The organism is Halorubellus sp. JP-L1, from assembly GCF_011440375.1.
In the GTDB taxonomy this organism is placed as follows: Archaea; Halobacteriota; Halobacteria; order Halobacteriales; family Natrialbaceae; genus Halorubellus.
Map to the genome: position 1 here is coordinate 899,312 of NZ_JAAOIR010000002.1, position 25,321 is coordinate 924,632.

The 25,321-nt window shown below is 68.7% G+C and carries 29 protein-coding genes and 1 tRNA gene; 14 read left to right on the top strand and 16 right to left on the bottom strand.

What is annotated here, in order from left to right; translation table 11 throughout:
* Positions 1–158: 158 nt before the first annotated feature.
* Positions 159–545, bottom strand: a complete 387-nt coding sequence (gene mce, locus G9C85_RS13020) for a methylmalonyl-CoA epimerase (RefSeq protein WP_166040612.1) — start codon at positions 543–545, stop codon at positions 159–161.
* A gap of 122 nt (positions 546–667) precedes the next feature.
* On the opposite strand from mce, the gene G9C85_RS13025 reads away from it, so the two are divergent.
* Together G9C85_RS13025 and G9C85_RS13030 are read left to right on the top strand one after the other, a co-directional pair.
* Complete coding sequence (locus G9C85_RS13025) at positions 668–1,774, top strand: aminotransferase class V-fold PLP-dependent enzyme (RefSeq protein WP_166040614.1); 1,107 nt, start codon at positions 668–670, stop codon at positions 1,772–1,774.
* A gap of 84 nt (positions 1,775–1,858) precedes the next feature.
* Positions 1,859–2,806 (top strand): hypothetical protein, encoded by a 948-nt coding sequence (locus G9C85_RS13030; RefSeq protein WP_166040616.1) that lies wholly within the window; start codon positions 1,859–1,861, stop codon positions 2,804–2,806.
* 34 nt (positions 2,807–2,840) lie between these two features.
* On the opposite strand, the gene G9C85_RS13035 is transcribed toward G9C85_RS13030, so the two are convergent.
* Positions 2,841–3,509 (bottom strand): sensor domain-containing protein, encoded by a 669-nt coding sequence (locus G9C85_RS13035; protein ID WP_166040618.1) that lies wholly within the window; start codon positions 3,507–3,509, stop codon positions 2,841–2,843.
* Between the two features lie 158 nt (positions 3,510–3,667).
* Complete coding sequence (locus G9C85_RS13040) at positions 3,668–5,350, bottom strand: methylmalonyl-CoA mutase (RefSeq protein ID WP_166040620.1); 1,683 nt, start codon at positions 5,348–5,350, stop codon at positions 3,668–3,670.
* A gap of 132 nt (positions 5,351–5,482) precedes the next feature.
* On the opposite strand from G9C85_RS13040, the gene G9C85_RS13045 reads away from it, so the two are divergent.
* Positions 5,483–5,755: a hypothetical protein gene (locus tag G9C85_RS13045; protein WP_166040622.1), complete on the top strand. Its 273-nt coding sequence runs from the start codon at positions 5,483–5,485 to the stop codon at positions 5,753–5,755.
* Between the two features lie 30 nt (positions 5,756–5,785).
* Here the strand turns inward: G9C85_RS13045 and G9C85_RS13050 are convergent, their stop codons facing one another.
* Complete coding sequence (locus tag G9C85_RS13050; RefSeq protein WP_166040624.1) at positions 5,786–6,406, bottom strand: GNAT family N-acetyltransferase; 621 nt, start codon at positions 6,404–6,406, stop codon at positions 5,786–5,788.
* A 145-nt stretch (positions 6,407–6,551) separates the two neighbouring features.
* Here G9C85_RS13050 and G9C85_RS13055 point away from each other — a divergent pair, with 145 nt between their 5' ends.
* From G9C85_RS13055 to G9C85_RS13085, 7 genes are all read left to right on the top strand, one after another.
* Positions 6,552–7,694, top strand: coding sequence for an acyl-CoA dehydrogenase (locus G9C85_RS13055; protein ID WP_166040626.1), 1,143 nt, complete (start codon positions 6,552–6,554; stop codon positions 7,692–7,694).
* A 47-nt stretch (positions 7,695–7,741) separates the two neighbouring features.
* Positions 7,742–7,814: transfer RNA gene (locus tag G9C85_RS13060), tRNA-Gln, on the top strand.
* A gap of 417 nt (positions 7,815–8,231) precedes the next feature.
* Entirely contained in the window at positions 8,232–8,438 is a 207-nt protein-coding gene (locus tag G9C85_RS13065) for a cold-shock protein (RefSeq protein WP_166040986.1), read from the top strand.
* A 164-nt stretch (positions 8,439–8,602) separates the two neighbouring features.
* Positions 8,603–8,872 (top strand): hypothetical protein, encoded by a 270-nt coding sequence (locus tag G9C85_RS18935; RefSeq protein ID WP_166040628.1) that lies wholly within the window; start codon positions 8,603–8,605, stop codon positions 8,870–8,872.
* Positions 8,873–8,997: 125 nt separating this feature from the next.
* A complete protein-coding gene (locus G9C85_RS13075) occupies positions 8,998–9,660 on the top strand; it encodes a helix-turn-helix domain-containing protein (protein WP_166040630.1) in 663 nt (220 codons plus the stop codon).
* A gap of 85 nt (positions 9,661–9,745) precedes the next feature.
* Positions 9,746–10,099, top strand: a complete 354-nt coding sequence (locus G9C85_RS13080; RefSeq protein WP_166040632.1) for a HalOD1 output domain-containing protein — start codon at positions 9,746–9,748, stop codon at positions 10,097–10,099.
* Between the two features lie 164 nt (positions 10,100–10,263).
* Positions 10,264–10,443 (top strand): DUF5786 family protein, encoded by a 180-nt coding sequence (locus tag G9C85_RS13085; RefSeq protein ID WP_166040633.1) that lies wholly within the window; start codon positions 10,264–10,266, stop codon positions 10,441–10,443.
* 136 nt (positions 10,444–10,579) lie between these two features.
* Here G9C85_RS13085 and G9C85_RS13090 read toward each other — a convergent pair whose 3' ends face one another.
* Together G9C85_RS13090 and G9C85_RS19260 are read right to left on the bottom strand one after the other, a co-directional pair.
* Positions 10,580–11,608 carry a DUF3179 domain-containing (seleno)protein gene (locus G9C85_RS13090; protein WP_166040635.1) on the bottom strand — a complete coding sequence of 343 codons (1,029 nt, stop codon included), beginning with the start codon at positions 11,606–11,608 and terminating at the stop codon, positions 10,580–10,582.
* A gap of 90 nt (positions 11,609–11,698) precedes the next feature.
* Positions 11,699–12,505: an alanyl-tRNA editing protein gene (locus G9C85_RS19260; protein WP_166040636.1), complete on the bottom strand. Its 807-nt coding sequence runs from the start codon at positions 12,503–12,505 to the stop codon at positions 11,699–11,701.
* A 128-nt stretch (positions 12,506–12,633) separates the two neighbouring features.
* Here G9C85_RS19260 and G9C85_RS13100 point away from each other — a divergent pair, with 128 nt between their 5' ends.
* Positions 12,634–13,332 carry an HD domain-containing protein gene (locus G9C85_RS13100; RefSeq protein WP_166040638.1) on the top strand — a complete coding sequence of 233 codons (699 nt, stop codon included), beginning with the start codon at positions 12,634–12,636 and terminating at the stop codon, positions 13,330–13,332.
* A gap of 35 nt (positions 13,333–13,367) precedes the next feature.
* Here the strand turns inward: G9C85_RS13100 and G9C85_RS13105 are convergent, their stop codons facing one another.
* The 5 genes from G9C85_RS13105 to G9C85_RS13125 all read right to left on the bottom strand — a co-directional run bounded on the left by G9C85_RS13105 (position 13,368) and on the right by G9C85_RS13125 (position 18,120).
* Positions 13,368–14,114 carry a LysE family translocator gene (locus G9C85_RS13105; protein WP_166040640.1) on the bottom strand — a complete coding sequence of 249 codons (747 nt, stop codon included), beginning with the start codon at positions 14,112–14,114 and terminating at the stop codon, positions 13,368–13,370.
* Positions 14,115–14,219: 105 nt separating this feature from the next.
* The gene (locus tag G9C85_RS13110) at positions 14,220–14,966 is read right to left on the bottom strand and encodes a TMEM165/GDT1 family protein (protein WP_369680813.1); all 747 of its coding nucleotides are present in this window, start codon (positions 14,964–14,966) and stop codon (positions 14,220–14,222) included.
* A complete protein-coding gene (locus G9C85_RS13115) occupies positions 14,963–15,721 on the bottom strand; it encodes a metal-dependent transcriptional regulator (RefSeq protein ID WP_166040641.1) in 759 nt (252 codons plus the stop codon). Before G9C85_RS13115 ends, G9C85_RS13110 begins: the two co-directional genes overlap by 4 nt.
* A gap of 100 nt (positions 15,722–15,821) precedes the next feature.
* On the bottom strand, positions 15,822–16,217 hold the full coding sequence (locus G9C85_RS13120; RefSeq protein ID WP_166040643.1) for a TRAM domain-containing protein: 396 nt from the start codon (positions 16,215–16,217) through the stop codon (positions 15,822–15,824).
* A 145-nt stretch (positions 16,218–16,362) separates the two neighbouring features.
* Positions 16,363–18,120: a radical SAM protein gene (locus tag G9C85_RS13125; RefSeq protein WP_166040645.1), complete on the bottom strand. Its 1,758-nt coding sequence runs from the start codon at positions 18,118–18,120 to the stop codon at positions 16,363–16,365.
* 158 nt (positions 18,121–18,278) lie between these two features.
* Here G9C85_RS13125 and G9C85_RS13130 point away from each other — a divergent pair, with 158 nt between their 5' ends.
* Together G9C85_RS13130 and G9C85_RS13135 are read left to right on the top strand one after the other, a co-directional pair.
* Complete coding sequence (locus G9C85_RS13130; RefSeq protein ID WP_166040646.1) at positions 18,279–18,437, top strand: hypothetical protein; 159 nt, start codon at positions 18,279–18,281, stop codon at positions 18,435–18,437.
* On the top strand, positions 18,434–19,057 hold the full coding sequence (locus G9C85_RS13135; protein ID WP_166040648.1) for an Hsp20/alpha crystallin family protein: 624 nt from the start codon (positions 18,434–18,436) through the stop codon (positions 19,055–19,057). Before G9C85_RS13130 ends, G9C85_RS13135 begins: the two co-directional genes overlap by 4 nt.
* Positions 19,058–19,105: 48 nt before the next feature.
* On the opposite strand, the gene G9C85_RS13140 is transcribed toward G9C85_RS13135, so the two are convergent.
* The 5 genes from G9C85_RS13140 to G9C85_RS13160 form a co-directional block, all read right to left on the bottom strand.
* The gene (locus tag G9C85_RS13140; RefSeq protein WP_166040650.1) at positions 19,106–20,239 is read right to left on the bottom strand and encodes an FAD-binding oxidoreductase; all 1,134 of its coding nucleotides are present in this window, start codon (positions 20,237–20,239) and stop codon (positions 19,106–19,108) included.
* 40 nt (positions 20,240–20,279) lie between these two features.
* Entirely contained in the window at positions 20,280–21,041 is a 762-nt protein-coding gene (locus G9C85_RS13145) for a creatininase family protein (RefSeq protein WP_166040652.1), read from the bottom strand.
* Between the two features lie 97 nt (positions 21,042–21,138).
* The gene (locus tag G9C85_RS13150; protein ID WP_166040653.1) at positions 21,139–21,951 is read right to left on the bottom strand and encodes a luciferase; all 813 of its coding nucleotides are present in this window, start codon (positions 21,949–21,951) and stop codon (positions 21,139–21,141) included.
* Between the two features lie 196 nt (positions 21,952–22,147).
* Entirely contained in the window at positions 22,148–22,822 is a 675-nt protein-coding gene (locus tag G9C85_RS13155; RefSeq protein ID WP_166040655.1) for a hypothetical protein, read from the bottom strand.
* Positions 22,823–24,250, bottom strand: a complete 1,428-nt coding sequence (locus tag G9C85_RS13160) for a heme o synthase (RefSeq protein WP_166040657.1) — start codon at positions 24,248–24,250, stop codon at positions 22,823–22,825.
* Between the two features lie 100 nt (positions 24,251–24,350).
* Between G9C85_RS13160 and coxB the strand changes: the two genes are divergently transcribed.
* Positions 24,351–25,265 carry a cytochrome c oxidase subunit II gene (gene coxB / locus G9C85_RS13165; RefSeq protein WP_166040658.1) on the top strand — a complete coding sequence of 305 codons (915 nt, stop codon included), beginning with the start codon at positions 24,351–24,353 and terminating at the stop codon, positions 25,263–25,265.
* The last annotated feature ends 56 nt before the right edge of the window (positions 25,266–25,321 follow it).

Here is a 25,321-nt window from a genome sequence, read left to right on the forward strand (position 1 = left end):
CGATGAGAGGTCTTCTCACAGTTCTGCGAGCTGAATCGAAATACTCGGAAAGTCGTGCGCTCGCCACCTCCGGCGGTAAGCGCTCGCCCCGTCTCTCCCGAATCAATCGGTAGCTGTTGCCGGGTGTGAGAACAGTTACACGCCGCTTTCTTCTCTGGCTAGTGCTCGACGAACTCGACGAGCACGCCGCCGGTCGACTTCGGGTGACAGAAGGCGACGTCGTGCCCCCACGCGCCCGGTCGCGGTTCCTCGTCGATCAGGTCGACGCCGATGTCGCGAGCATTCGCCAACGCCGCTTCAACGTCGTCGGTCGCGTACGCGACGTGGTGGATGCCGCCATCGCGCTCGGCGAGGTAGCGCGCGATAGCGCCCTCGTCGGTGAGGGGTTCGAGGAGTTCGAGGTAGCCGTCGCCGGTGTCGAGGAACACGACGCGCATCCCGTCGAACTCCTCGCGGTGGACGCGCTCGGCGTTCAGGAGGTCGACGTAGAGGCTGGCGAGGTCGTTCGCGTCGGTCGTCGCGATGCCGGCGTGGTCGAAGTGCATGTCCGGGCGTGCGGCCGGCGGCGACGTAAGTTCGTGTGGTCGGACGTTCGCGCGTTCCGCGTGTGCGAGCGTCGGTCGATGGGACCCACAGCGATTTGTCCGCAGCGTTCGAGGTTTTGGGCATGCATCCCTCCGCGATCCGCGAGGACACGCCGGCGCTGCGGGAGACGACGTACCTGAACACGGGCGCGAGCGGCCCGAGCCCGCGTCGCGTCGTGGACGCCGTCGAGGCGTCCTACGAGCACCACGAGTTCGAGACGCCAGCGACCGACGGCATGTACGAACCCGCGTTCGCGCTATTCGAGGACGTCCGCGAGACCGTCGCCGCACACGTCGACGCGGACCCCGTCGAGGTCGCGCTCACGGGGAGTACGACCGACGGCATCGGTCGACTCCCGCTCGCGATGGACTGGGACTCCGACGACGTCGTGGTGCGAACTGACGCCGAGCACGCCGCCGGCATCCTCCCCTGGCGCCGGCTCCGCGACGAGTACGGCGTCGAAGTGCGCGTCGTCGAGACCGACGCCGGCCGCATCGACCCCGACGAGTGGGCCGCGGCAGTCGACGGCGCGACGCTCGCGACGTTCTCCTCGATCTGCTGGACGAGCGGCGTGCTCGCGCCCGTCAGAGAACTGACCGAGATCGCGCAGGACGCCGGTGCGCGCGTGCTCGTCGACGCCGTCCAGTCGACCGGCCAGCACGCCTTCTCCGTCCACGAGTGGGGCGCGGACGCCGTCGCCGGCTCCGCGCACAAGTGGCTGCTCGGGCCGTGGGGCGCGGGCTACCTCTACGTCGACGAATCGTTCGCGGAGACGCTCGAACCCGTCCAGCTCGGCTACCGGAACCTCGTCGACCCCTACGCGGACCCCTACGAGTACGAAGCGGGCGCAAAGCGCTTCGAGTTCGGGACCGTCGCACCGGCACCGTACGCCGGCCTCAAGGAAGCCATCGAGATGATGGAAGCGGTCGGATTGGACGTCGTCGAATCCCACAATGCCGACCTCACGGACTACCTCAAGGCCGAACTCGGCGACGACCGCCTCGTCTCCCCGCGCGAGTACCACTCCGGCCTCGTCTCCTGGCACGACCCAGACCCGGAGGCGACCGTCGAGCGCGCCGCCGACGCGGGCGTCCAGATTCGCTCGATCCCGACCGCGGGCGTCGTCCGCGCGAGCCTCCACGTCTACAACACGAAAGACGACGTCGACAGACTCCTCGACGTCGTCTAGGCGCGATACTCGCCCGTCGAGTCCGCTGAAACGGAGCTTTCACCTAGCACAAGAGAGTCACCCGGGGGACGCGTCCACTCGGGCATGAAGCGACGCACGCTCCTTGCCGCGCTCTCCGCGACCGGGACTGCGGTCGGCGGTGCCGGCTGCCTCCAGGCGCTCGGCACCGGTGGCGGAACCGGGACGACACCGAACGGGGCCGACGACGGGACGACGGACCCGCCGACGCGGACGACCGACTCCGACGACGCCCGCGAGAAGAGCGAATTCGACCCGGAGTGGAACCCCGAGGGCGGCCCGGTCGAGACGTTCGCGGTAGGCGACCGAGACTCCGTCGCGTTCCCGAACAGCAACCAGCCACACGACCTGACGTTCTGGAACCGCGTCGACCGCGAGCGAGAGGTTCGAATGGCGTACGCCGACGGCGCGACCGAGGAGGCCGAAGCCATCGGATCCGTGACCGTCCCCGCCGGCTACACGTTCGCGGTCGAACTCCGGGTGCCGACCCGGTACGCGCTCACCGTCTCCGTCGACGGCGAGTCCTTCGGGACCGTCACCGTCGGCCGCCAGTGGTTCGACTGCAACGACTCCGGCACCAGTTACGCGCTCGGGAAGACAGACATCGTCGACTACGGCACCGCGAGCACGCTCGTCTACTGCGCGCGACCGGAAGTGGCGAGCACGAGCGTCGACGCGACCAACCGCGGCTGCGCGAGCGACGACGAAGACACCGCGACCATCGCGTACGACGGCGAACGCGTCCGCGTCGACGGTACGTTCGTCGCCTCCAACCCCTGCCACGAACTCGCGATCGCCGACGCAGGCTACGACGAGAAATCCCGGACAGCCACGCTCGTCCTCGACGCCACCGCGCCCGACGGCGAAGCCTGCCAGGACTGCGTCGGCGCCATCGAGTACGCGGCGAACATCAAGTACGACCGCGACCTCCCCGAGGAGGTCGTCGTCGTGCACCGCGACATCGACGGCGCCGAGGACGTCGTCGCGACCGGCAGACGGAACGGCGAGGCCTGACCGGGAGTCCTCCCACGACCCGGTTCGACGCCGTCTACTCGCAGGCGTCGGCGTTCGAACCCAGCAGCGACGACGCGATGGACGCGTTCGCGTCGGCGAACGCGTTCAGGACGTTGACGGCAACGACCCCGAGCACGGCACCGGCGGGGACGGCGAGAAGCCGCTCGGTGGTCGTCTCGAAGCTCCGGGCGACCACCCATCCGGCCACCTCCACGTTGAACGCACCACCCGGGTAGACGGGCAGCAGGAGGAGTTCGATCGCCGTCCCCAGGAGCGAGACCAGGAGGACGAACGAGAGGACTCCGACGGGGAACTTCAGCGCGACGAAGCCGAGCCCGCCCCAGGTAGAGCCGGCGCGGAGGTACGCCTTCGCGGTCTCCACGACGCCGCTCGCATCGCGATCGACGTCGTCGGGGTCGGCGATCTCCGTCCCGAGCAGTCGATTCGCTAGCGACCGCTCGAACGACGCGAGGAACCGCGAGCCGACGACCACCCCCAGCAGGACGAGGAGGCCGACGACGACCACCGCGAGCGCGACGCCGAGTACCAACCCGAACACGAGCAGGAAATAGTAGCCGAGCCCGAGCGGGAACGCCAGGAAGAGGTACAGGACGTTCCGGTAGGTCTGCGGGTCTGCAACGGGGGCGACGACGCCCGCGAGCGAGCGCCCTCTCCACCCAGTAGCGTCCGCCCTTTCAGTCATCTTGCGATCACGTACCGAGACCCGGGACGAAAACGTTTCGCCGCATGCTCGAAGAGTCAGCGGGTGGAAACGGCGACCTGGCGGTCGCCGTATGCTCGCTGAGTCAGTCCCCCGCAGAAACGGCGACCTGGCGGTCGCCGTATGCCCGCTGAGTCAGTTCAAAGCGCGCTCCCGGGTTGATATTCGCCGAAGACGCCGCGCATCACGTCGCAGATCTCGCCGACCGACGCGTACGCCTTCACGGCGTCGACGATGTACGGCATCACGTTCTCGTCGCTCGCCGCCGCGTCCTCCAGTGCGGCGAGCGCGGCGTCGACCGCCTCGTCGTCGCGCGCGGCCTTCGTCTCCGCCAGGCTCTCGACCTGCCGGCGTTCCTGCTCGGGCTCGACCTCCTCGACGTCCATCTCGGGCTCCTCGTCGACCTCGAACTCGTTCACGCCCACGATGATGCGCTCGCCGCTCTCGATCTCCTGCTGGCGGTCGAACGCCACGTCCTGGATCTGGCGCTGCACCCACTGGGACTCCACCGCGTCAAGCATCCCGCCGCGCTCGTCGACCTCGTCGAGGAGCTCGAACGCCTCCGCCTCGATCTCGTCCGTCAGGCTCTCGACGTAGTAACTGCCAGCGAGCGGGTCGATAGTGTCCGCCGCCCCGGACTCGTGCGCGAGAATCTGCTGGGTGCGCAGCGCGGTCCGCACGGACTTCTCCGTCGGCAGCGACAGCGCCTCGTCCTTCCCGTTCGTGTGTAGCGACTGGGTCCCACCCAGGACGGCCGCGAGCGCCTGGTAGGCGACGCGGACGACGTTGTTCTCGATCTGTTGGGCGGTCAGCATCGACCCCGCGGTCTGCGTGTGGAACTTCAACTGCTTCGACTTCTCGCTGTCCGCGTCGAAGCGCTCCTCCATGATCTTCGCCCACATCCGACGGGCGGCGCGGAACTTCGCGACCTCCTCGAACACGTTGTTGTGCGCGTTGAAGAAGAAGGAGAGCTGGGGCGCGAACTCGTCGACGTCCAGGCCCGCGTCGAGCGCCGCCTCGACGTACTCGATGCCGTCCCCGAGCGTGAACGCGAGCTCCTGGGCGGCCGTCGACCCGGCCTCGCGGATGTGGTAGCCGGAGATGGAGATCGTGTTGAACTTCGGCGTCTCCGCGGCGCAGAACTCGAAGATGTCCGTGATGATCCGCATCGACGGCCCCGGCGGATAGATGTACGTGTTCCGCGCGATGTACTCCTTCAGCACGTCGTTCTGGATGGTTCCGCGGAGCTGTTCGCGGTCGACGCCCTGCTGGTCGCCGACCGCGATGTACATTGCCAGGAGGACCGACGCGGGCGCGTTGATCGTCATCGACGTCGACACCTCGTCGAGGGGAATGCCCTCGAACACCGTCTCCATGTCCGCGAGCGTGTCGATCGCGACCCCGGACTTCCCGACCTCGCCCGCGGCCATCTCGTCGTCGCTATCCCGCCCCATCTGCGTCGGCAGGTCGAACGCCATCGACAGCCCCGTCTGGCCCTCGTCCATGAGGTAGTTGAAGCGCTCGTTCGTCTCCGCGGGCGTCCCCATCCCAGCGTACTGCCGCATCGTCCACAGGCGCCCGCGGTAGCCCGTCGAGTACACGCCGCGCGTGTACGGCTCCCGGCCCGGGAACCCGAGGTCCTCCTCGTAGTCGAGATTCGCGACGTCGTTCGGCGTGTACAGCCGATCGACCTCGTGCCCGCCCGTGTCCGTCGTGAACGCGTCCTTTCGCTCGCCGAAGCGATCCAGGACGGGGTCGACGTCCTCCGCCGCCCAGTCCTCGCGGCCCTCCCGTATCGCTTCGAGGTCGTCCTGGTCGAACATACGAGAACCGAGGGTGACGTCCGTCTTAAATCACCGCGATAACGCGACGCCCGGACGCGTCAGTCTCGCGGCACGGAGCGATCCGACTCGCGGACCACGCCGTTTTTGCCCGTACGCACCTCACCGTCGAGTATGGACGCGCTCCCGACGAACGAGGAGACGGCCGGCACCAGTCGCGCACGAGCCGCGCTCTACGTCTCGCCGTTCGTCGTCATCGGGCTCGCCAACGTGCTGCTCCTGCTCTGGTGGGGGATCGACCCGCTCTGGGGGTTCATGATCCTGCCACCCATCCTCACCATATCCATCCTCGGGTACATCGGATTCAAGTACGGGTTCATCCGCAACGTCGGCGAAGAACGATACGGCGACGAGGACGACGAGACGAACGACGGCACGCAGTTCTGACGGTTCGCGACACCACGACGACCGAACGCGTTACCGGCCGGTGTCGTACTTGTACGTCGCCGTCTCCTCGTCGATCCCGAAGTCCTCCGCGGATTCGTCGGCGTCCGGCGGCTCCTCGTCCTTGTTCGCGGTCTTGAATCGCTCGCGGAACGACTCTGGGACCGAGAACGCGTCGACGTCGAGTCGCATCGGCGTCGCGTCCGGCGCCACGCCATCGCGCTTCTCCGCCAGCCGCTCCCCGAGCGCCTCCGGTAGCTCCTCGGCGGGCATCGACTCGAACCCGAACTGCGCGAGGTACGACGCCTCGTCCGTCAACGCGTACACCACTTCGAATTCCTCGTCGCTCGCGTACTCAACGAGGCGCTCCACGACGTGCGCGCCGACGCCCTGCTCGCGCCAGCCGTCGAGCACGCCGATGCTCGTCATCTCGCAGACGTCCGCGGGCGCCCGGTCCGTCCGCCCGCTCTGCGTGCGCTCGCGCTCGTCGGCCTTGTGCACGCGGATGCGTCCGAAGCCCGCGCGCTCGTCCGACCCCTCGTCGACCGCGATGACGTAGTCGCGCGACCGGAACGCCGTGTCGTCGAGCCCCATCTCCTCGATGCGGTCGAGCAACCAGACCTCGTCCCTGTTCTTCGCGTCCCGGACGTACATGGCGGAACGTACGCCGTCGCCGACAATAGAAGTTGTCCCCCATCGAGGCGACGCGCTGCTCGAACCCGCCGACGGCGAGTGCCGCGCGTTCCGAACGCACTCGGGGAAGGGAAAAGTAAAGGAACGGCCGACCGACCGTCCGCGTATGGACTTCAGTCTCTCCCCGGAGCAGAAGCAGATCCGAGACATGGTCTCGGAGTTCGTCGACGAGGAGGTCGTCCCGCAGGCCGCCGAGATCGACGAGACCGACGAGTTCCCGCGGGACCTCGTCGACGACATGGCGGAACTCGGCCTGATGGGGATGCCGTTCCCCGAGGAGTACGGCGGCGCCGGCCTGGACTATCACTCCTACGCCATCGGCATCGAGGAGATTTCGCGGGGCAGCGGCGGCCTCGGCACCGTCGTCGCGGCGCACATCTCGCTCGCGGGGAATATGCTCTACGAGTTCGGGAGCGACGCCCAGAAGGAGCAGTACCTGACGCCGCTCGCCGAAGGCGAAGACGTCGGCGCGTTCGCGCTCAGCGAAGCCGGCGCCGGGAGCGACGTCCCCGCGATGGACACGACCGCCGAGCGCGACGGCGACGGCTACGTCATCGACGGCGGGAAGCTCTGGATCTCGAACGGCTCCGTCGCCGACACCATCACGGTTTTCGCGAAGACGGACCCCGACGCCGGCAACAAGGGCATCTCCTCCTTCGTCGTCCGCCCCGAGGAGGACGACGGCTTCGTCGTCGAGGGCACGGAGGACAAACTCGGCGACAAGGGCTGTCCGACCGCCGAACTCCGCTTCGACGACTGCTACGTCCCCGAGGACCGCCTCATCGGCGACGAAGGCCGCGGGTTCGTGCAGGCACTCAAGACGCTGAACGGTGGCCGCATCACGATCGCGGCACGCGGCGTCGGCATCGCGCGCGCCGCCCTCGACCAGGCCGTCGACTACGCCGGGGAGCGCGAGCAGTTCGACCAGCCCATCGGCGAGTTCCAGAGCATCAAGCACAAGCTCGCGGACATGGACACGAAGGTCCAGGCCGCGAAGATGCTCATGCACAAAGCCGCGGACAAGAAGATCCGCGGCGAGGACTTCATCAAGGAGGCCGCGCAGGCGAAGCTGTACGCGAGCGAGATCAGTCGCGAGGTCGCGAACGAAGGCATCCAGATCCACGGCGGCTACGGGTACACGAAGGACTTCCCCGCCGAGCGCTTCTACCGGGACGCGAAACTCAACGAGATCTACGAGGGCACGAGCGAGATCCTCCGAAACACCATCGGCGACCACGTCCAGCAGTAGCACTGGAAAGTAACCCTCTTTACCGTCCGCGGAGAACTCCCGCCCGCAGTCCCGTGGTGTAGTGGCCAATCATAATGGCCTTTGGAGCCATTGACGGCGGTTCGAATCCGCCCGGGACTACTCGCGAGGAACGAAGGTGACGAGCGAGTCGCCCACTGCGTGATTCGAATCCCACCAGTCGCGCGGAGCGAACGAAGTGAGCGAGCACGTCTGGTGAAGGTTCGATATCCGCCCGGGACTATCCTCCTGCGAACGAACGTGAGCAGCAGGTAGTCCATCCGGCGGATTCGAAGCAGGGAGCAGCTTGCTGCGACCGTGGTTCGATATCCGCCCGGGACTGTTCGACTTCGAACGAAGGTGAGTGCCGGTAGGTAATCCGGCGTGTTCGAGGCGGAAAGCGGGACGAACGGAGCGGTCTGGGGTCGATATTCGCACGGGGTGGTGGTCGCCTCGTTGTCGGTCGTGTCGGTGGTGGCGGGTCGTGGTAACTCGACTCTCGCAAGGGTTATCCGCGGGGCGGTCCTGTGTATGGGTGTAATGGCAGAAGGTAAGGTTGACTTCTTCAACGACACGGGCGGCTACGGTTTCATTTCGACTGACGACGACAGCGTCGACGACGACGAGGACGTTTTCTTCCACATGGAGGACGTTGGCGGGCCTGACCTCGAGGAGGGGCAGGAGGTCGAGTTCGATATCGAGTCCTCGCCGAAGGGACCGCGCGCGACGAACCTCGTTCGCAAGTAACTACGGTCTTCGTCGGTCGTCCGGTGCGATTGGCGATTTCTCGTTCTTTCATTTTCACGCCAGAGAGCTACTGCGTTGGTTCGGGAGTGGTTGCGGGACTCGAGGGAGTGTGGGGTGCCGGCAGGTATTTGTGACGGTATCTCATGGGTTGTTCTTGCATAGAGATGCAACCGTGTCACAACTGTCAGGCGCCCATCGACGAGTATTTGTTGGATAAACAACTCGAACCGCTGCGCGATCTCACAGTCGACGACTTCAACGTGTGCGTCGACTGTGCGACGGTCGTCGACGATGCGTGCGTGGAGTGTGGCGGCGCAGTCTACGTCCCCCGGTCGGCGAGTTCCCGGCCGGACTACTGTCCGGCGTGCCGCTCCGACCTCATCGAGCGGACGGGGCAGGATCCCGGATGGCAGTGCGACACGATGTCGACCTGATTCGGTCAGTTCGACCGCGGAGCCCACACGGTACGAACTCGGGCTTCGACGGTCCCGCGCCAGCGCCCGACGCGTTGGTACCAGGTAACCTACGTTTATTTTGGTTGCAGTCCAAGTGCCGAGCCGTGACGAGAATCGCCGAGTTCGCGCTCCCGACGTCGGAATTCCCGCTGGGCGTCGCGTTCGAGGTGCGGCCGGACGCGACGCTCGAACTCGACCGCGTAGTGCCGAACGAGGATACGGTGATGCCGTACTTCTGGGTGTACGACCCCGAGTCGGACCTGGATGCCTTCGCAAGGGCGTTCGCGGACCTCCCCGAGCTCCGGTCGGTGACGCTGATGGAGGACCTCGGCGACCGCGGACTGTTCCGCGCTGAGTGGAACCCGGAGTACCTGGGGATCATGCGCGCGATCGCGACGTCCGACCTCACGGTCGTGTCAGCGACCGGCAGTCTCGACGGCTGGCGGTTCGAGCTCCGAGCGCAGTCGGCCGACCAGCTCTCCGCGTTCCAGGCGTCCTGCGACGCCACCGACGTCCGGGCGTCGCTCGTGCGCCTCCATCACCTCTCCGAGGTGACGCCCGGGCAGTCGTACGGGTTGACCGACGAGCAACGCGAGGCGCTCGTGCTCGCGTACGAGAACGGGTACTATCGGAGTCCCAGCGAGGTTTCGCTCGCGGACCTCGCGAGCGAGGTCGGCATCACCGGGCAGTCGTTCGGGTCGCGGCTCCGGCGCGGGACGCATCGACTCGTCGAGCACACGCTCGTCGACGGCCCGGACGAGACGTGACCGTCGCCGACCCATTGGTCGGTACTTGAACGGCGTTCACTTGAAGGACGAACGATGAACGCCGTCGGTCGCGTGAATCGAACTAATGCATTCAGGGAACGACGTCGCATTCGAGCCGTTACAGACCGCGGATTTGGCGGTCGACGTGGAGTACGACCCCGAAGCGGACGCGTACCGGACCGATTTCGACCCGGCCGAGCGGTCGACGAGCGAGGCCGTCGTGGAGGCTGTCGCGGCGGCGACGCGGACGGATGTGCTCTCGCTCCCGCCGCTTCACTCCGTCGTGGACGCCGATGCACTGGACGGACTGTTCGCGGCGATTCCCGGGGAGCGGCTCCGGTTCGGGCGGACGGCGTTCGAGTACGCGGGGTGTGCGATCTCGGTGAGTGGCTCGGGCGACCTCCTCGTCGAGGTCGATGGCACCGTCGAGGACGTGTAGGCCGGGACGCCCTCGGGGACGCGTCGTTCGGGGTCACCGTCGACGTCGGGTGCGTGTCGACCGTGGGATGCGTGTCGCGGCCCGCGTCGCTGTGGCGCGTGAGCGCGTGTCGTGACTGTCGGGGAATCGGCTAGCTTTTCCGCGCTGCGCTCGACGAACCCAGTATGGGTTTTGGTAGCTACGACGAATCCGAGCAGAAGGACGACGACACCGACATCGAGGAGAACGACGCGGTCAACGTCCACGAGAGCGAGCACGACGGCGACGTCTCCTTCGAGTCCGACCTCTCGAACGAGGAGCTCGTCGATCAGCTCTCGCACATGAAGGACGGCGACGACGAGTAAGGGTCGTCGGTCGGTATCGTCGGTCGGCGTCGTCGCCGACGCGAACCGGCTGGCTTCGAGGGAGTCTCTTTCGATCTGTGGAACACGACGGCCGTTAGCAGTCGGTGCGTCCGAAGTCACAACGACGGTTGCGGCGTCAGCCGGCCGTCCAGAAGGCGTCGGGGCCGTGGTCGTCTTGCCAGGCGAACGCGAACAGGCGGCGCGCTGGGAGGCGCTCGAGTTCGCGGGCGTCGTCGCTCTTTCCTGTCGCTCCCTTCCAGCGTGCACCGTCGGCGCGGTACGTGCCGGGTTCGGCGGTGCGGTCGAATCCGAATCCGGGGTTCTCGTAGGCGTGGACGCCGTCGGGGGTGGCGAACGCGACGACGTCGGCGTCGCCGACGGTGGCGTGCGCGACGCTCCCGTTCGCCTCCAGGCGGTCGAGCGCGAACCCGAGTGCGTCGCCGTCGCGTTCGACGCCGATGACGACGGTCTTCGGGTCGAGGTCCTCGCGCTCCCAGTCGCGTTCGTCGCCGGTTCCGCGGTGCGCGGCGAGCCCGAACCCGTCCATCTCGAAGTACGACTCGTACGGCGTGGCGTCGTAGTCGATCGCGGCGGGGTCGTCGGTGTCGCTCGCGGCCTCGCTCTCCCCGCCGGGGGCGACGAGCACCTCGCCGTCCGGGTTCGCGTCCGCGAACGCGCCGACGGTCGTCATCGCCGCCGGGAGGACGTCCAGTTCCGTGCCCTCGAGCGCCCCCGAGATGGCGACGCCCGCCGACTGCTTCCACTCGCTGTCGGTCTCGCGGTCGTACATCACGAGGTCGTCGTCCGCGAGCGTCCCGCTCACGCCGAACTCGAGGACGCGTTCGCCGTCGGGCGTCTCGACGGTCCTGTCGTAGACGACGGCGCTCCCGCAGAGCGGACACCACGTCACCGCGATCGCCCGGCCGTCGACCTCGGCGTTACAGATCTCGTGGTAGTGGAGGTATCGGACCGGGTACGCGCGCACCGGGTCGCCGTCGACGGAACCGCCGCTCGCGGTTCCGTCTGCTCGTCGCGTCGCCGACGCGACGCTGTCGACGACCACGACCTCGTCGTCGCGGTCGTTGGCGTACTCCGCGACCGGCTCGTACGTCGGGTCGTCCACGCTCGGGATGGCGTCCCGCGGGAGGACGTCGATGACGTTCATGTCCGTTCGTCGTGCGGCCGCCGCTGAAAGCGTTCGGATGTGCGAGGGGAGTGCGGGACCGCGAGCGACGCGGGCGCGCCCGGCCCGGATCTACTCGAGTACGAACCGGATACGTTCCTCGCCGCTTCCGGCGGTCTCGCGGCCCGTGACGGTCACGTCGCCGATCTCGCCGGTGCCGGTGACGTGCGTGCCGGCACACGCCGTCCGATCGATGGGCTCGTCGGCGGCGTCGGCGGGCTCGCAGTGCCCGCGTGGACCGTCGCCGCCGATCTCGACGATGCGGAGTTCGGTGATGCTCTCGGGGAGCAGGTCGATGCGCGTCCGGTCGGTGTCGAGTTCCGCGTCGGCGACGTCGCGGTCCATCTCGTACCATCGCACGGGGTGGTCGGCCGCGACGAGTTCGCTGAGCCGGGACTCGATCGCGTCGAGGTCGTCGTCGTCGAAGCGCTCGTACTCGCAGTCCAGCCGCGCGCGGTCCTCGTAGAGCTGATTGCCGGTGGTCCGGGCGTCGTACTCGTCGAGGAGCACCGCCGAGAGCAGGTGCTGGGCGGTGTGGTACCGCGAGTGCGCGCTCCGGCGCGCGTCGTCGACGACGCCGACGACGGTATCGCCCGGCGCGAGGTCGAGTTTCGCGTCGTCGCGGTCGGCGTCGGCTCCGCCGCCGTCGTCGTCGGATCCGTCGAGGTCGAGGTGGTGCTCGAGTTCGTCCGTGAGATCCACGTCGACGACGTCGTACGCGTCGTCGTCGGTGCGGAGCACGCCCGTGTCGTGGGGCTGGCCGCCGCCAGTCGGATAGAAGTGGGTCGCGTCGAGGACGACCGCGTCCCCGCGGACGGCCGTCACTGTCGCGTCGAACTCGCGGACGCTCGCATCCTGGAGGTAACGTCGCTCGGTCACGGTCGCCGGGAGGACGCCACAGCACGTAAGTGTAGGGTGTCGAAACGCCTAAGAGTTGAACGGGCGTCTCTAGACACAACAATGACCAAGCACAGTTCGATTGCGGTTCTTCTCCGAGGTGGGAACGCGTGGGCGTCGAGATAAAGGAGGGGCGCGTCACCGACGAGGAGTACGCGGCGATGAAGCAGTTCGTGTACGACTACCTCGCCGCGAGCGTCGAGAACGAAGAGGAAGGCGGGCGGATGCGCTGGTATCCCTGGCACTCCGCGGAGTACCGGTACAACCACATCCTGAACGTCGTCGACCTCGCGGCGAAGATCGCCGACCGCGAGGGCGCGGACGTGGACGTGACGCGCGTCGCCGCGCTCTTCCACGACATCGCGAAGCTCGACGCCGACCAGGACGTGCACGCCGAGGAGGGCGCGCGCGTCGCCCGCGAGTACCTCGAGACCCACGGGGAGTTCCCGCGGTCGTTCGTCGACGAGGTGTGTCGCTCCATCGAGCGCCACTCCTACCAGGACGACCTGTCGGACCTCCCGATGGAGACCCAGTGCCTGATCGAGGCGGACATCCTCGACAAGGTCGGCGCGAACGGGACCGCGCTCATGCTCCTCCGGATGGGGTACGAGGCGCGCACGCACATGGACAGCGCGGAGATGGTCGAGCGCGTCCTCGACCGCGGCGAGGACGCCGTCGACCGCATCGAGTCCGATACCGCGGAGTCGATCGCGTACCAGCGCCTGAAGCGCGTGAAGTGGTTCCGCGAGTGGCTGGAGGCCGAGGTCGCGGAGATGACCGTCGACGACCCCGACATCGACCTGCACTGAGTCGTCGACTCAATCTGTCGACGGGTCGCGTCCGTTTAGAGGAAGGCGCCGACAGCGTCGGCGACGAAGACGACGCCGAACCCGGCGAGGACGACGGCGCTCGTGCCGGCGACCGCCGGTGCGAAGTCGTCGACGCGCTTCCCGGCGGCGACGAGCGTCGCGGGGAACCCCGCGACCCAGAGGAGGATGCCGAGGAAGAACCCGACGAGGAGTGCGGGGCTGCCGGTCGTGACGACGAGCACGCCGTCGAGTGCACCGCCGACGTAGGGCGCGTGCGAGAGGACGTCGATGGTTCCGGGACGGAGCATGCGGACGCCGACGGTCAGCCAGAACACGATCTGGTACGGGTTCGTGATCGCGAGCGCGAACGCCTTCGTGAACCCGCGCTGGTCGTCGCCGACGTCGGGAACCGAGTCGTCGATCGGTTCGTCACCGTCACTCGCGGGCGTCTCGCTGTCAGTCGTTCGTTCGACGCCGAATGCGGTGCCGGCGCGCGCTTCGGCGAACGCGCCGTACGCGAAGTACAGCATGAGGACGCCGCCGGCCGCGACCATCGCGGCTTTCAGCGTCGGCGCGGTCTCGACGAACTCGACGACGCCGACCGCGGCGAGCACGAAGAACGTCGCGTCCGCCGTGAACGCACCCATCCCGGCGCTCGCGCCGGCCCGCCACCCGCGGACGACGCTCTCCTGGGCGATGACGGCGTTCATCGGTCCGGGCGGCGCGGCCAGCGCCAGGCCGAACACGGTGCCGACGGCGAGCGACGCGACGAGCGAGGGCATTCCTCGAAACGTAGGACGCGACCGCACGAAAAGTCCACCGCAGTCGGCGAACGCCGCCTCGTCCCTGCTTCCTCCGCCCGCGATCGATAGTTGGCGTACGGTCGTTCAGACTGCGAGCGGGAGCGCCTCGGTGACTGCGCCGACGAGCATCTCCCAGACGGAGACCCCGAACCCGAGGGAGAGCGCGGTGTCGAACGCGAAGAACGCGAACACGGCCGCGCCGACGAAGTGGGCCTTCCGCACGTCGAAGCGATGCGAGAACGTGTGGAAGAAGTACGCGTTCGCGAGACTCACGGGGACGATCGCGAGCATCTCGCCGACCCAGATGCCGGCGCGTGCGCCGTACTCCGCGGCGAGCGTGATCGTGATGATCTGGGTCTTGTCGCCGAACTCGCCGGTGAGCATCATCGCGAAGATGGGGACGAACCCGCCGAGGACGTTCGGGACGTCCCGACCGAACACCGTCGCGTCGTCGACGTCACCCGCGAGCAGTCCGCCCGCCTCCTCGACGCTCGCGACGCCGCCGTCCGTCTCCGTGTCGACCGCGCCGTCACCGATGCCCTCGCCGGGCTCGGGCGCGGAGCGAGCGAGGAGGTACGCGAACACGAGGAACATCGTGCCCGTGAACACCTCCAGCCACGCGCCCGGCAGGACCGCTTGAATGAGCTGGCCGGCCTGGATCTCGACTATCGTCCAGAGCGCGAACGCGCTCCCGGCGGCCGCGACGACGACGAGCGGATTGTACCGCGTCGACAGCCCCGCGATGATGAACTGGACCTTCTCGCCGGGCAGCACGGTCAGCTGCGCGATGGCGGCGATCGCGACGAGCTCCCAGAACGGCACGGCCGTCACGCGTCCGGCACCTCCCCCACGTCGTCCGTGGCGTCGTCGGCGTCCTCGGTGGTGGTCTCGTCGACTTCCGTCTCCTCGTCGGCGTCGGCGTCGACGACAGTCGGCTCCCGGACTTCGATCGACGCCGCGACCGCCTCCGGGAGGCTCTGCTCGGTGCCGTCGACGTCGACGGTCACCATCCCGAACGGCGCGACGGAGACGACGGCGACTATCGTCCCCGGCGTGAGTCCCGCGTCCTGGAGGTACCGGAGCTCCTCGTCGTCGCGGTCGCTCACGCGAGCGATCTCGACCTCGTCCCCGGCCTCGTGGTCCGCCAGACGCGTGTGCTCGCTCGCCTCCGGCTCGCTCAAGTCCGCGCCGGGGATCGGGTCGCCGTGGGGGTCGACGGTCGGCTCGTCGAGCGCGGCCGCGAGCCGTCGCTCGAACTCCTCGCTGATGTGGTGCTCGAGGACGTCAGCCTCGTCGTGAACCTCCGTCCAGTCGTACTCGAGGTGCTCCGTGAGGTACGTCTCCAGGAGGCGATGATGCCGGAGGACCTCGAGCGCAACCGTCTTCCCCTCCTCGGTGAGCTCCACGCCCTTGTACTTCTCGCGGTCGACGAGCCCGCGATCCGCGAGCTTCTCCAGCATGCTCGTCACCGTCGGCGACGTCACGTCGAGGTGCTCCGCGATGGCGGACGTCCCCACCGGCGGTCCGTACTCGTCCTGTAGCTCGTAGATCGCCTTCAGGTAGTCCTCCATCACGTCGCTGAGCATGACTCCTACACGAGATTAGATGCGTCTAATGTAAAAAAGGAACGCTAGCGAACCCTCGAAGTCACCGGCGTCGAAGCCGGCGGATGCGGAGTCGACGGTCTCAGATGTCCTCGTCGAGGATCTCGCCGACCGCGAAGTTCGACTTCACTTCGGTGATCTCCACCTTCACGCGCTCGCCGACGTCCGCCCCGGGCACGATGATGACGTACCCGCGTTCGACGCGCGCGATGCCGTCGCCTTGCTTCCCGATGTCCTCGATCTCCACGTACCGCGTCTCCCCGCGCTCGACTGGCGGCTGGGGCTCCGACGGGGCCGTTTCCGGGCCGTCGTCGCTCGACGTGGCGCGCTCGCGCTGGATGAGCGCCACTCGGTACGTCTCGCCGGGGTCGACCGTCCCCCGCTCTACCTCTCGCTTCGGGATCTCGACCGTATATGAGTCGCCGTCGTCGGTCACTTCGGCGCTGAACAGACACAGGAGCTTATCAGAGATTTCCACAATGAACCCTCGGCCGGACCTGCGTCCGGCGACACCTTAGAACTACCGCCAACGACCGCGGAATATGGCACGCGAGCCAGCGGCGACGGCCGTCCCGCCCCAGCGTCCCGGCGCCTCACCTGACGTCGACCTCGTCACCGCGCAGTCACGGCGACCCGCTCGATTCCGACCGCGACGTCGTCGCGAACCCCTCGAGGCCGACGTCGGCGTCGACGGGCAGGTCCGCGGTCGATTCGTACGGTCGGTTCACGAGGACGTCCCCCGCCGTCCCCGAGCCGATGCCGGGGATCGCGGTCAGCTCGTCCATGCTCGCCGCGTTCACGTCCAGGGGGTAGGGGACGCCCGTCACGGACCGGTAGCCGTGGTCGACGATCGCGACGTCCGCGACCCGACCGAGTTCGCGCTCGCCCGGAATCCCGACGAGGAGCGGGTACGTGCCGAGCTGGCGACCGAACGTCCGACCGTCCTGATGGTACTCGAAGTGGACGTCCGGCAGGACCGTGCCGACGGGCGCGACGCGCTGGAGCATCGGGTTGTCGACGGTTTCGCGGACTTCGCGCTTGTACGCCTTGAACTGGCGCTTGTGGTCGAGCGCGATGCTCGCACCCGTCTCCGCCATGTCCGTTCCCTCGAACGCCATCACTTGCCGGATGTTCACGCGCCGCAGCATCAGGCCCTCATCTAGCACGCGCTCGAGGAACTGCTTGTTCAGCTCGTAGGTCTCCTCGGTCTCGCCGTCCAGCCCGTGCAGGAGGTTGATGCCGGGAAGGAGCTTCGGGAGCCGCGGACTCCTCGCGCCAGCCGCGTCCGCGCCGGTCGCGACGTCCGTCGACGGCCCCGTCCCGGGTTCCTTGCCGGGCCGCCAGCCCGCTTCCTCGTTCACGATCTCGACCGCCCGGAAGCACTCCTCGGCGGTGACGTTCAGCTCGTTGGCCTCCTGGACCACGGGGTCCGCGGACTCCAGTCCGAACGCGGCCGTGTCGCCGGGCGTGTTGTACTTCGCGATCGTCCGGATGCCCTCCCTGGCCAGCTCCGGCCACTTCACGACCGTGATCGGGTTCATGTTGTCCAGATGCAGCGTCTCCAGGTCGGGCGCGACCTCGCGGATGCCCGCGTAGAGCTGCTCCAGAGCGGCCGGATTCGGTTTCTCGCCGTCGCCGCCGTACGCGAGGATGTCAGCCTGCCGACCGATACGGAAGTGCGCGACGCCGCGGTCGCTGAGCGCGTCGACCTCGCTCACGACGCTCGGCGGCGTCCGGAAGTCCGGGTCGCCGTACATCGGTTCCGTGCAGAACGAACACCGGTACGCACACCCTCTGGAGGTCTCGAGTTCGGCGATGAGGTAGTGAGGGTGGTTCGGGTGCTGTTCGACGACGAACGCGCCCATGCTCGCCCACCGGTCGACCTCCGCGACGTCCCGGTAGCGGTCGTTGAACCCCTCCAGCCCACTCCGGACGAGGTCGTGCGCGGCCGCCTCGACGTCCGCCATCGCGAGGAAGTCGAAGTCGAGGTTCTTGCGCTCGGTCTCGGTCGCCCCCGCGTTCTCCTCGCCGACGCCGAACCGGACCGGCCCGCCCATCACGCTCGTCCCGTTCGCGGTCCACGCCAGCTCGCGGACCTCGTCCGGTTCCGCGGGCGTCCCACCGACGTACTTCCCGGGAACCGTCATCCCGCCGATGTACACCATGAGGTCGGCTTCCTCGACGTCCAGCCACTTCGAGCGGTCCTCGCGCAACTCGTCGATCGTGTGGTACGTAATCTGCTCCTCTGGCACCCCGGCGTCGACGAGCGCGCCGGCGGTGTAGCGCGGGTACGTCGAGACGTACGGCGGCACCCCGAAGTGCGCCGGTTCGTCGACGTAGCCGTCCACGAGCGTGACGTCGACGGTCTCGGGGTCAGTCATACGCCGTGATTGACGCCCGAGCGGTAAAACGCGTGCGGAACCGCTCGGTCAGTCGCGGACGGCACGATTCGCTCGTCGCTGCCCGAAGACGCTCCGTCCGTTCGTGGCCGACTTCCCTCTCCGAAAGCCCCTTTCCGGTCGCCTGCGTACGTTACGGTATGCCCGCCACGAAGGAGGTCCGTTGCACGAGTCGATCGTGTGACCTCGACATGTTCGAGAACCACTACACGTACGACATCGCCGACGACCACAGCGTCGCGGACCTGTCGTGCCCGCTCTGCGGCGGGACCGACTGCCTGGAGGAGATCGAGGTATGAACTTCGGCGAGGTCGGGCGCTCGGTCGGGAACCGCGTCCTCGAGACGGTCGGGCGAGCCGCGAGTCGCGTCCAGGAGAGCCGCGGGCTGTCCACGGACGTCCTGGAGAGCGACGACGCCTACCTCGTGGTGTTCGACGCGCCGGGCGCGACGCAGACGGACGTCCAGGTGCGGTACGCGGACGACGCGATCGAAGTCCGCATCGACCGGTTCCGCGAGTTCTACGACGACTACGACATGCGCATCCCCGGCCGCGGCATGAGCCTCGACGGCCGCGCGGAACTGCCCGCGGACGCGCTCGTCGACCCGGAGTCCGCGAACGCCACGCTGCGCGCGAACGGCACGCTCGAGGTCGTCGTCCCGAAGCGCGAACCAACCGAATCCGATGCGAGCGCCGGAACCGTCGAGATCTCGACGCCCGACGACGACGAGGGCGACGACGAGCAAGCGGACGGCGACGCGGCGGACGAACACGAGGACGCCGTGGAGTTCAGCGACGAGGACGAGGACGTCCACGTCGGCGACGACACCGACCCGCTCGAGTCGGGGACGGGGGAGGACCCCGGGGACTTCGACGTCGAGGACGCGGACGACGCCGACGACGTCGACGACGAGCGGTAGGCGCACGGCGACCGCCCGGTCGACGAGAGCGCGGGCGAACGATTCTGGCTATCGGTCGTCGACGAGCATGCCTTCGACGACGTCGAACTCCTCGTCGCCGTCGAATCGCGTGGGGTCGAAGGCATCGATGCCGTCGTCTTCGCCGAGGACCTGTTCTGCGAGCGTCTCCCCGAGTGCGGGAGCGCGCATGAAGCCGTGGCCCTGGAAGCCGGTACCGACGTAGACGTTCTCGGCGAGTTCGCCGACGAGCGGGTCGCGGTCCGGCGTGGCCGTGCACAGTCCGGCCCAGGCTTCCGTGATGCGAGCATCCTCAACGTCGGGTGCGCGCGCCGTTGCGCGCTCCCGGAGGGACTCGGCGAACCCATCGTTCGCCTCGCGGTCGTACGCGTCCGGATCGGCCTCGCGCTCCTCCGTGCCGTTCCCCGCGAGCACGCCGTCGGCGTGCGGCCGCAAGTAGAAGCCGTCCGTCGCGTCGTACACCATCGGGCCGTCGTACGCGGTCGCGTACGTCGCCGCCTGCACGCGATACGGCTTCGTCGCGATCTCGAACCCGGCCCCCGCGAGCACCTGCTTCGTGTGCGCGCCCGTCGCGACGACGACGTCGTCGAAACGCTCGCCGTTCACGCGTAGCGGGTCGACGGCGACCGAGGCCGGTTCGTCCTGGCGCAGCGTCGCGCCCTGGCGCTTCGCGAGCACCGCGAGCGTCCGCGCGTACGACCGCGGGGTCGTGTACCCGGCTGCGCCAGCGACCGCGGCGACCGCGACGTCGTCGCTCGTCAGGCTCGGGAACCGCTGCGCGAACTCGTCGCGCTCCATCCGGACCGCCGTCACGCCGTTGGCTTGCATTCGCGGAAGCTGCTCGCGGATGGCGCGCTCGCGGTCGGCGTCGCCCTCGCGCGCGAGCCACACGTACGGCGACTCGTGGAACTCGAACTCGCCGGTCTCGTCGAACGTCCGGAACCGCTCGATCGCGCGCGCTCCGACCTCGGCGTCGACGTCCTCCGCGAACGCGTCGTAGCAGACGCCCGCCGCGCGGCCCGTCGACCCGTCCGCGACCGACCCCGCTTCGAACAGCGTCACCGAGACGTCTCCGCCGTCGGCGTCCTCGCCAGCGAACGCCAGGTCGAACGCGACCGTCGTCCCGAGCGCGCCCGCGCCGAGGACCGCGACGTCGCGCGTCACCGCACCCGCACCCCCGGCGGCGCTCGCGCTCGCTCGGGCGTCATCGGTGCGCCTCCGGTCGCAGGTCCGCGTACGGCTGCGCCGCGAGCCAGTCCACGAGCGCGCCGAGTTCGCTCGTCGCCTTCTCGAACAGGCGCTCGCCGGCCTCGACGCTCCCCTTCGTCGGTTCGCCGACCGCGCCCGAGTTCGAGAAGTCAGCGGCGTCGAACCCGACCGGGGCGCCGTGCACGGACTCGCCCCACGCGTCCGACGCGCCCGCCTCGGCGTCCTCGAGCGCGCCCTCGCGGACGTGCTCGGTCAAGTAGAGCATCATGCTCGTCTCCATCGCGTCCGCGTGCGTGATGCCATCGACGTCGAACAGCTCGCTCTCGAGACCCTCCAGGTTCGACCACCAGTTCCACGGCGTCGCGAACGCGACGTCGCGCTCGCGGAGCCGTCGGGAAGCACGCGTCAACGCGTCGGTGTTCCCGCCGTGGCCGTTCGCGAACACGGCCTTCCGGACGCCGTGCTCGGCGAGGCTCGCGACGACGTCGTGCGCGTAGTCCTCGAACGTCTCCGGCGTCACCGACAGCGTCCCGTGGAACTGCCGGTGATGCGAGCTCACGCCCACCGGGATCGGTGGCGCGAGCGCCACGTCGTCGCGGTCCGCGACCGCGCTCGCCACCTCGGTCGCCGAGTACAGGTCGGTGCCAAGCGGGAGCGCGGGCCCGTGCTGTTCGACGCTCCCCGTCGGTACGACCGCGACCTCGACGTCGTCGAGCGCGTCCGCGGCCGTCGTCGTCGTGTGCGTCGCGAGTTCCATACCCGCCCCTGGGAGAGCTGGTGCCGAAAAACGCTCGGTGTCGCCGCGCCAGCGCCGCCGGGAGCGGTGCGACGCAACCTCGACGACGCGTCCGCGGTTACGCGAGCGCGGCGTCGAGGCCGCGAGCGGGGTAGGCGACGACGTGGTCGACGCCGACGTCGTGGAGGCCGGCGACCTGCTCGCGGACCGTCGCGACGTCGCCGACGAGTGCGTAGTCCCTCACCGCCTTCGAGAGCACGTCGCGAGCGCGCCCGGTCGCGGACGCGTCCGTGGCGACGGACTCGCCGTCGGCGGCGGCGTCGGGGAGCGCCCGGCGGACGGGGCCGCGCCGCGCGGCGTAGGCGCCGACTGCGTCGAGGACGTCGTCCTCGTCGTCGGTCAGCACGGTCGGTGCGTACACCGCCACCTCGCCGTCGAACCCGGCCGCGCGGAGCGCGCGGACGTCCCGGTGCGTGCTCCGCGAGAGGAGCTCGAACTGGGTCGCGCCCGTCGCGAGCGCCACGCGCTCGACCGCTTCAGTCCCCACCCACGCTTCGGGATGGCGCTGCACGGCTTCGCCGAGTCGTGGCGCGACCGCGCGCGCCTGCTCGTCGTCGTCCAGGTACGCGCCGTGGCCGGCGACGAGCACCCGCCCGACGCCGGCCGGGATGGCGTCGTCGAGCGAATCGTCGCCCGTCGGGTCGTAGCCCGTCGCGCGCACCGGCGTCGTCATCCGGAGCGTCTTCTCGGCCGCGAGCTCGCGGAGCGTCGCTCCGTTCGGGACGTGGTCGCGGCCCTCGTAGTCTATCGTCACGACGTCGACGTCGGCGGCGAGCGCTCGCGAGACGTCGCACTCGGCGGGCTTCAACGCCAGCGCGTCCACGCCCGTCCGCGACAGCTGCGTCTCGCCAGTCGACTCCGTCACCGACATCAACGAACACCTCCAGCGTCGAGAATCGTTCTAGAACAGCTCGTGCGGAACTCGATCCATCGTCTGTGCGACCATGTTGACCGGGAAGTCATCGGTCCCAATAAGCGTGATGGACCGCGCGAAGAACTGCCGCACCGACCTGCGAGTCCGCCCCCTCCCCATCGAGTTACGGACGCTCGGTGCGGCGCGCACGCCGTCACCCGAAGCTGGGGCGGTACGCGAGGAGGGCGACGGTGACGACGAAGACGACAGTAGAGAGCCCGAGGGACTGGTCGGTGGTGGCGGCAGCGAGCGCGGAACCGCTGCCGGCGACGCCGGAGACGACGGCGGCGAGGACGGGCCACGAGCAGGAGACGCACGAGAGGAGGCCGAGGACGCCAGAGACGGCGGTGCGGGCGGCGTCGACGACGGTGGCGTAGACGAGGACCGCGAGCGTGGCGTACCCCAGGAGCTTGTAGGGAACGAGGACGACGGTGGCGAGCGCGCCCTCGTAGACGGCGGCGGGCCCGTAGCCGGGCGGGAGGCCGGTGGAGACGTACCAGCCCGGAGAGCTCGTGCTTGGGTCGCCGAACGCGTACCCGGGGGCGAGAACCCCGCCGAAGTACGCGAGCACGAGGAGGTAGCCGGCGGCGATGGCGGTGGCGATCCAGCGACGTCGCCCGGACGCTTCGGGGACGTCGACGAGCCAGAGGCCGAGGATGGCGGCGTTCGCCCACGCGAAGGGATAGAGGAGCGCGACCGGATCCGTGTACGACCCGGAGGCGTCCGCCAGGTAGAGCCCGAGGACGAGTGCTTCTGCGGTCAGGACGGCGACGCCGACGGAGAGCCCGCGAACGCCGGGAAGTCGCCGTGCCACGCGCTCGGGATTCATCTATAGGACCAGCGCGTCGACGACCACGGCGAGCAGGAGCGCGCCGAGGTACGCGTTCGACGCGTGGAACGCGCGGAACGCCGCGGCTTCGGTCTGCTCGTAGTGCAAGCGCACCGCGTAGTAGAGGAACACGCCGCCGAGCGTTGCGCTCGTCACGGCGTAGAGGACGCCGAGGTCGGCGACGACCGCGAGCGCGCCCGCGCCGACGAGCGTCGCCGCGATGTACCAGATGATCTTCTTCCGCGTCGGCGCTTCGCCCTTCACGACGGGAAGCATCGGGAACCCGCCGCGAGCGTAGTCCTCCTTGTACGCGAGCGCGAGGTTGTAGAAGTGCGCGGGCGTCCACAGGAAGATGACGCCGGCGAGGACGACGCCGGGCACGCCGAGGTCGCCGGTGACGGCCGCCCACCCGATGAGCGCCGGGAGCGCGCCCGCGGCCCCGCCGAGGACGGTGTTCGAGACGAAGTGCGGTTTCAAGACGAGCGTGTACACGACGCTGTAGAATCCGATCGCGGTGAACCCGAGGACGGCGACGAGGAGGTTCACGCTCGCGAACATCGCGAGCGACCCCGCGCCCAGCGCCACGCCGAACGCGAGCGCGTGACCGACCGGGATCAGGTCCGCGGCGAGCGGGCGGTCCGCGGTCCGCGCCATCTTCTCGTCCACGTCCCGTTCGAGCACGTGATTGAACGTCCCCGAAGCGCCGATGGAGAGGACGCCGCCGCCGAGGGTGAGGACGACCGTCTCGACCGTCAACGCGGTTCCCTCGAACGCCGACGCGAGCGCCATCCCCGCCGCGGCGACGAGACACAGCAGCCACATCAGGCGGGGTTTCGTCATCCGGAAGTACGCTCGCGCCGTCGCCGCCGCCCGCGGGACGAACGCGGTCGGGACCGGCGGGCGCTCGCCCTCGTCGGCAGCGACCGGCTCCGGCTCCGGCAGGGGCTCCCAGTCGCCGTCGGTCGCCGTCTCCGTCTCCAGCGTCCACGAGAGCGCGAGCATCATCGTCCCGAAGATACCGACGCCGAGGACGAGGTGGATCGCGGACAGCGTTGTCGGCGTTCCGGACGTCGCCGTCACCGCACCGATGCCGACCTGCACGAGGTACGCCACTGCGGCGGCGAGCACCGCGACGCGAACGCGCGTCTCGGCATCGCCGAGCCAGGCGACCGCGGCGGACGTCAGCATCAGGGCCGCGACCGCGAGCGCGACGACGCGATGCCCCCACGCCACAACCAGCAGGGGGTCGGACAGCGACGGCAGGAACTGGCCGTTGCACGCCGGCCACGTCTGGCACGACGCCGCGGCGTCCGTCAAGGTGGTCGTCGCACCGACCACGACGAGCAGGTAGACGCCCACCGCCGACGCGGCGAGCAACCCACTGAAACGGCCGTGCGAACCGACCGGGTTCGAATACCGTCGACTCACTAGCCGAACCCTCGGACTCCGCGTATTTCAACCCGCCGCTTCCCGCCTCCGCGGGGCATTAGCCACATATTTAACCCCCAAATCCAAAGCACGAGTATACATGGATAGAGAGCGGATCACGTCGACGCTCCTCGCCGGCGTCGCCGGGCTGGCGCTCGCCGCGCAGCCGGTCGCGGCGCAGGCGTCGAGTTCGGACGCGGCGATCACGGGCCTCAACGAGAAACTCCTCGTCGTGGCCATCCCCATCACGATCCTCGTGGAGGCCGTCCTCATCTACACGGTCCTCAAGTACAAGGACCAGGACGAAGCGAAGCCGACGCGCGAGAACCGCCGACTCGAGATCACGTGGACGATCGCGACCGCTGCGGTACTCCTGTTCGTCGGCATCTCCGCGAGCATCACGATGGCCGACGACTCCGTCATCACGCCCGACGATCCCGAGATATCTGCCGACACCGAAGAGCAGGTGAACGTGACGGCGTACCGGTACGGGTGGACGTTCGACTACCCCGAGTACAACGTCTCGACCGAACCACCGAACCAGCCACTGTACGTCGCGCAGGGACAGGCGACGTACTTCAGCTTGACGACGGACGACTGGTTGCACGCGTTCCACGTCCCGACGCTCGGCCTGAAGCACGACGCCGTCCCCGGGAAGATCGCGTGGCTGAAGACGACGCCCACGCAGGTCGGGACGTACCAGGGGTACTGCGCGGAGTACTGTGGCGTCGGGCACTCGGGGATGATGTTCGAAGTGCAGGTCCTCGAGGACCGCGAGGCGCTCGTCTCGCAGATGGAGTCGCTGTGCGACGAGGCGGCGAACAAGGAGTGGAACGGCGAGACGAACACGTGCGAGTGGGCGCCTGACTCGTCCGGTTCGAACGGGAACTCGTCCGCATCGAACGAGAGCGTCTCGGCGTCCGGGAGCGCGAACGCGAACGCGGACGCGACGCCGTCGCTGAGCGGTCCGGCGACCGATCGGACGCCGCCGGCCGTCGTCGCGGCCGACGCGTAATCGGCGTCGACGCGATCCTTTCGCACTGACCGCGGGACTGTTCTCTTCGATCCGCT

What these genes read in the sequence shown, in the direction of transcription:
- mce (WP_166040612.1), bottom strand. Translation starts at nt 545, where the DNA reads ATGCACTTCGACCACGCCGGCATCGCGACGACCGACGCGAACGACCTC.
- G9C85_RS13025 (WP_166040614.1), top strand. Translation starts at nt 668, where the DNA reads ATGCATCCCTCCGCGATCCGCGAGGACACGCCGGCGCTGCGGGAGACG.
- G9C85_RS13030 (WP_166040616.1), top strand. Translation starts at nt 1,859, where the DNA reads ATGAAGCGACGCACGCTCCTTGCCGCGCTCTCCGCGACCGGGACTGCG.
- G9C85_RS13035 (WP_166040618.1), bottom strand. Translation starts at nt 3,509, where the DNA reads ATGACTGAAAGGGCGGACGCTACTGGGTGGAGAGGGCGCTCGCTCGCG.
- G9C85_RS13040 (WP_166040620.1), bottom strand. Translation starts at nt 5,350, where the DNA reads ATGTTCGACCAGGACGACCTCGAAGCGATACGGGAGGGCCGCGAGGAC.
- G9C85_RS13045 (WP_166040622.1), top strand. Translation starts at nt 5,483, where the DNA reads ATGGACGCGCTCCCGACGAACGAGGAGACGGCCGGCACCAGTCGCGCA.
- G9C85_RS13050 (WP_166040624.1), bottom strand. Translation starts at nt 6,406, where the DNA reads ATGTACGTCCGGGACGCGAAGAACAGGGACGAGGTCTGGTTGCTCGAC.
- G9C85_RS13055 (WP_166040626.1), top strand. Translation starts at nt 6,552, where the DNA reads ATGGACTTCAGTCTCTCCCCGGAGCAGAAGCAGATCCGAGACATGGTC.
- G9C85_RS13065 (WP_166040986.1), top strand. Translation starts at nt 8,232, where the DNA reads ATGGCAGAAGGTAAGGTTGACTTCTTCAACGACACGGGCGGCTACGGT.
- G9C85_RS18935 (WP_166040628.1), top strand. Translation starts at nt 8,603, where the DNA reads ATGCAACCGTGTCACAACTGTCAGGCGCCCATCGACGAGTATTTGTTG.
- G9C85_RS13080 (WP_166040632.1), top strand. Translation starts at nt 9,746, where the DNA reads ATGCATTCAGGGAACGACGTCGCATTCGAGCCGTTACAGACCGCGGAT.
- G9C85_RS13085 (WP_166040633.1), top strand. Translation starts at nt 10,264, where the DNA reads ATGGGTTTTGGTAGCTACGACGAATCCGAGCAGAAGGACGACGACACC.
- G9C85_RS13090 (WP_166040635.1), bottom strand. Translation starts at nt 11,608, where the DNA reads ATGAACGTCATCGACGTCCTCCCGCGGGACGCCATCCCGAGCGTGGAC.
- G9C85_RS13105 (WP_166040640.1), bottom strand. Translation starts at nt 14,114, where the DNA reads ATGCCCTCGCTCGTCGCGTCGCTCGCCGTCGGCACCGTGTTCGGCCTG.
- G9C85_RS13115 (WP_166040641.1), bottom strand. Translation starts at nt 15,721, where the DNA reads ATGCTCAGCGACGTGATGGAGGACTACCTGAAGGCGATCTACGAGCTA.
- G9C85_RS13125 (WP_166040645.1), bottom strand. Translation starts at nt 18,120, where the DNA reads ATGACTGACCCCGAGACCGTCGACGTCACGCTCGTGGACGGCTACGTC.
- G9C85_RS13130 (WP_166040646.1), top strand. Translation starts at nt 18,279, where the DNA reads ATGCCCGCCACGAAGGAGGTCCGTTGCACGAGTCGATCGTGTGACCTC.
- G9C85_RS13135 (WP_166040648.1), top strand. Translation starts at nt 18,434, where the DNA reads ATGAACTTCGGCGAGGTCGGGCGCTCGGTCGGGAACCGCGTCCTCGAG.
- G9C85_RS13145 (WP_166040652.1), bottom strand. Translation starts at nt 21,041, where the DNA reads ATGGAACTCGCGACGCACACGACGACGACGGCCGCGGACGCGCTCGAC.
- G9C85_RS13150 (WP_166040653.1), bottom strand. Translation starts at nt 21,951, where the DNA reads ATGTCGGTGACGGAGTCGACTGGCGAGACGCAGCTGTCGCGGACGGGC.
- G9C85_RS13155 (WP_166040655.1), bottom strand. Translation starts at nt 22,822, where the DNA reads ATGAATCCCGAGCGCGTGGCACGGCGACTTCCCGGCGTTCGCGGGCTC.
- coxB (WP_166040658.1), top strand. Translation starts at nt 24,351, where the DNA reads ATGGATAGAGAGCGGATCACGTCGACGCTCCTCGCCGGCGTCGCCGGG.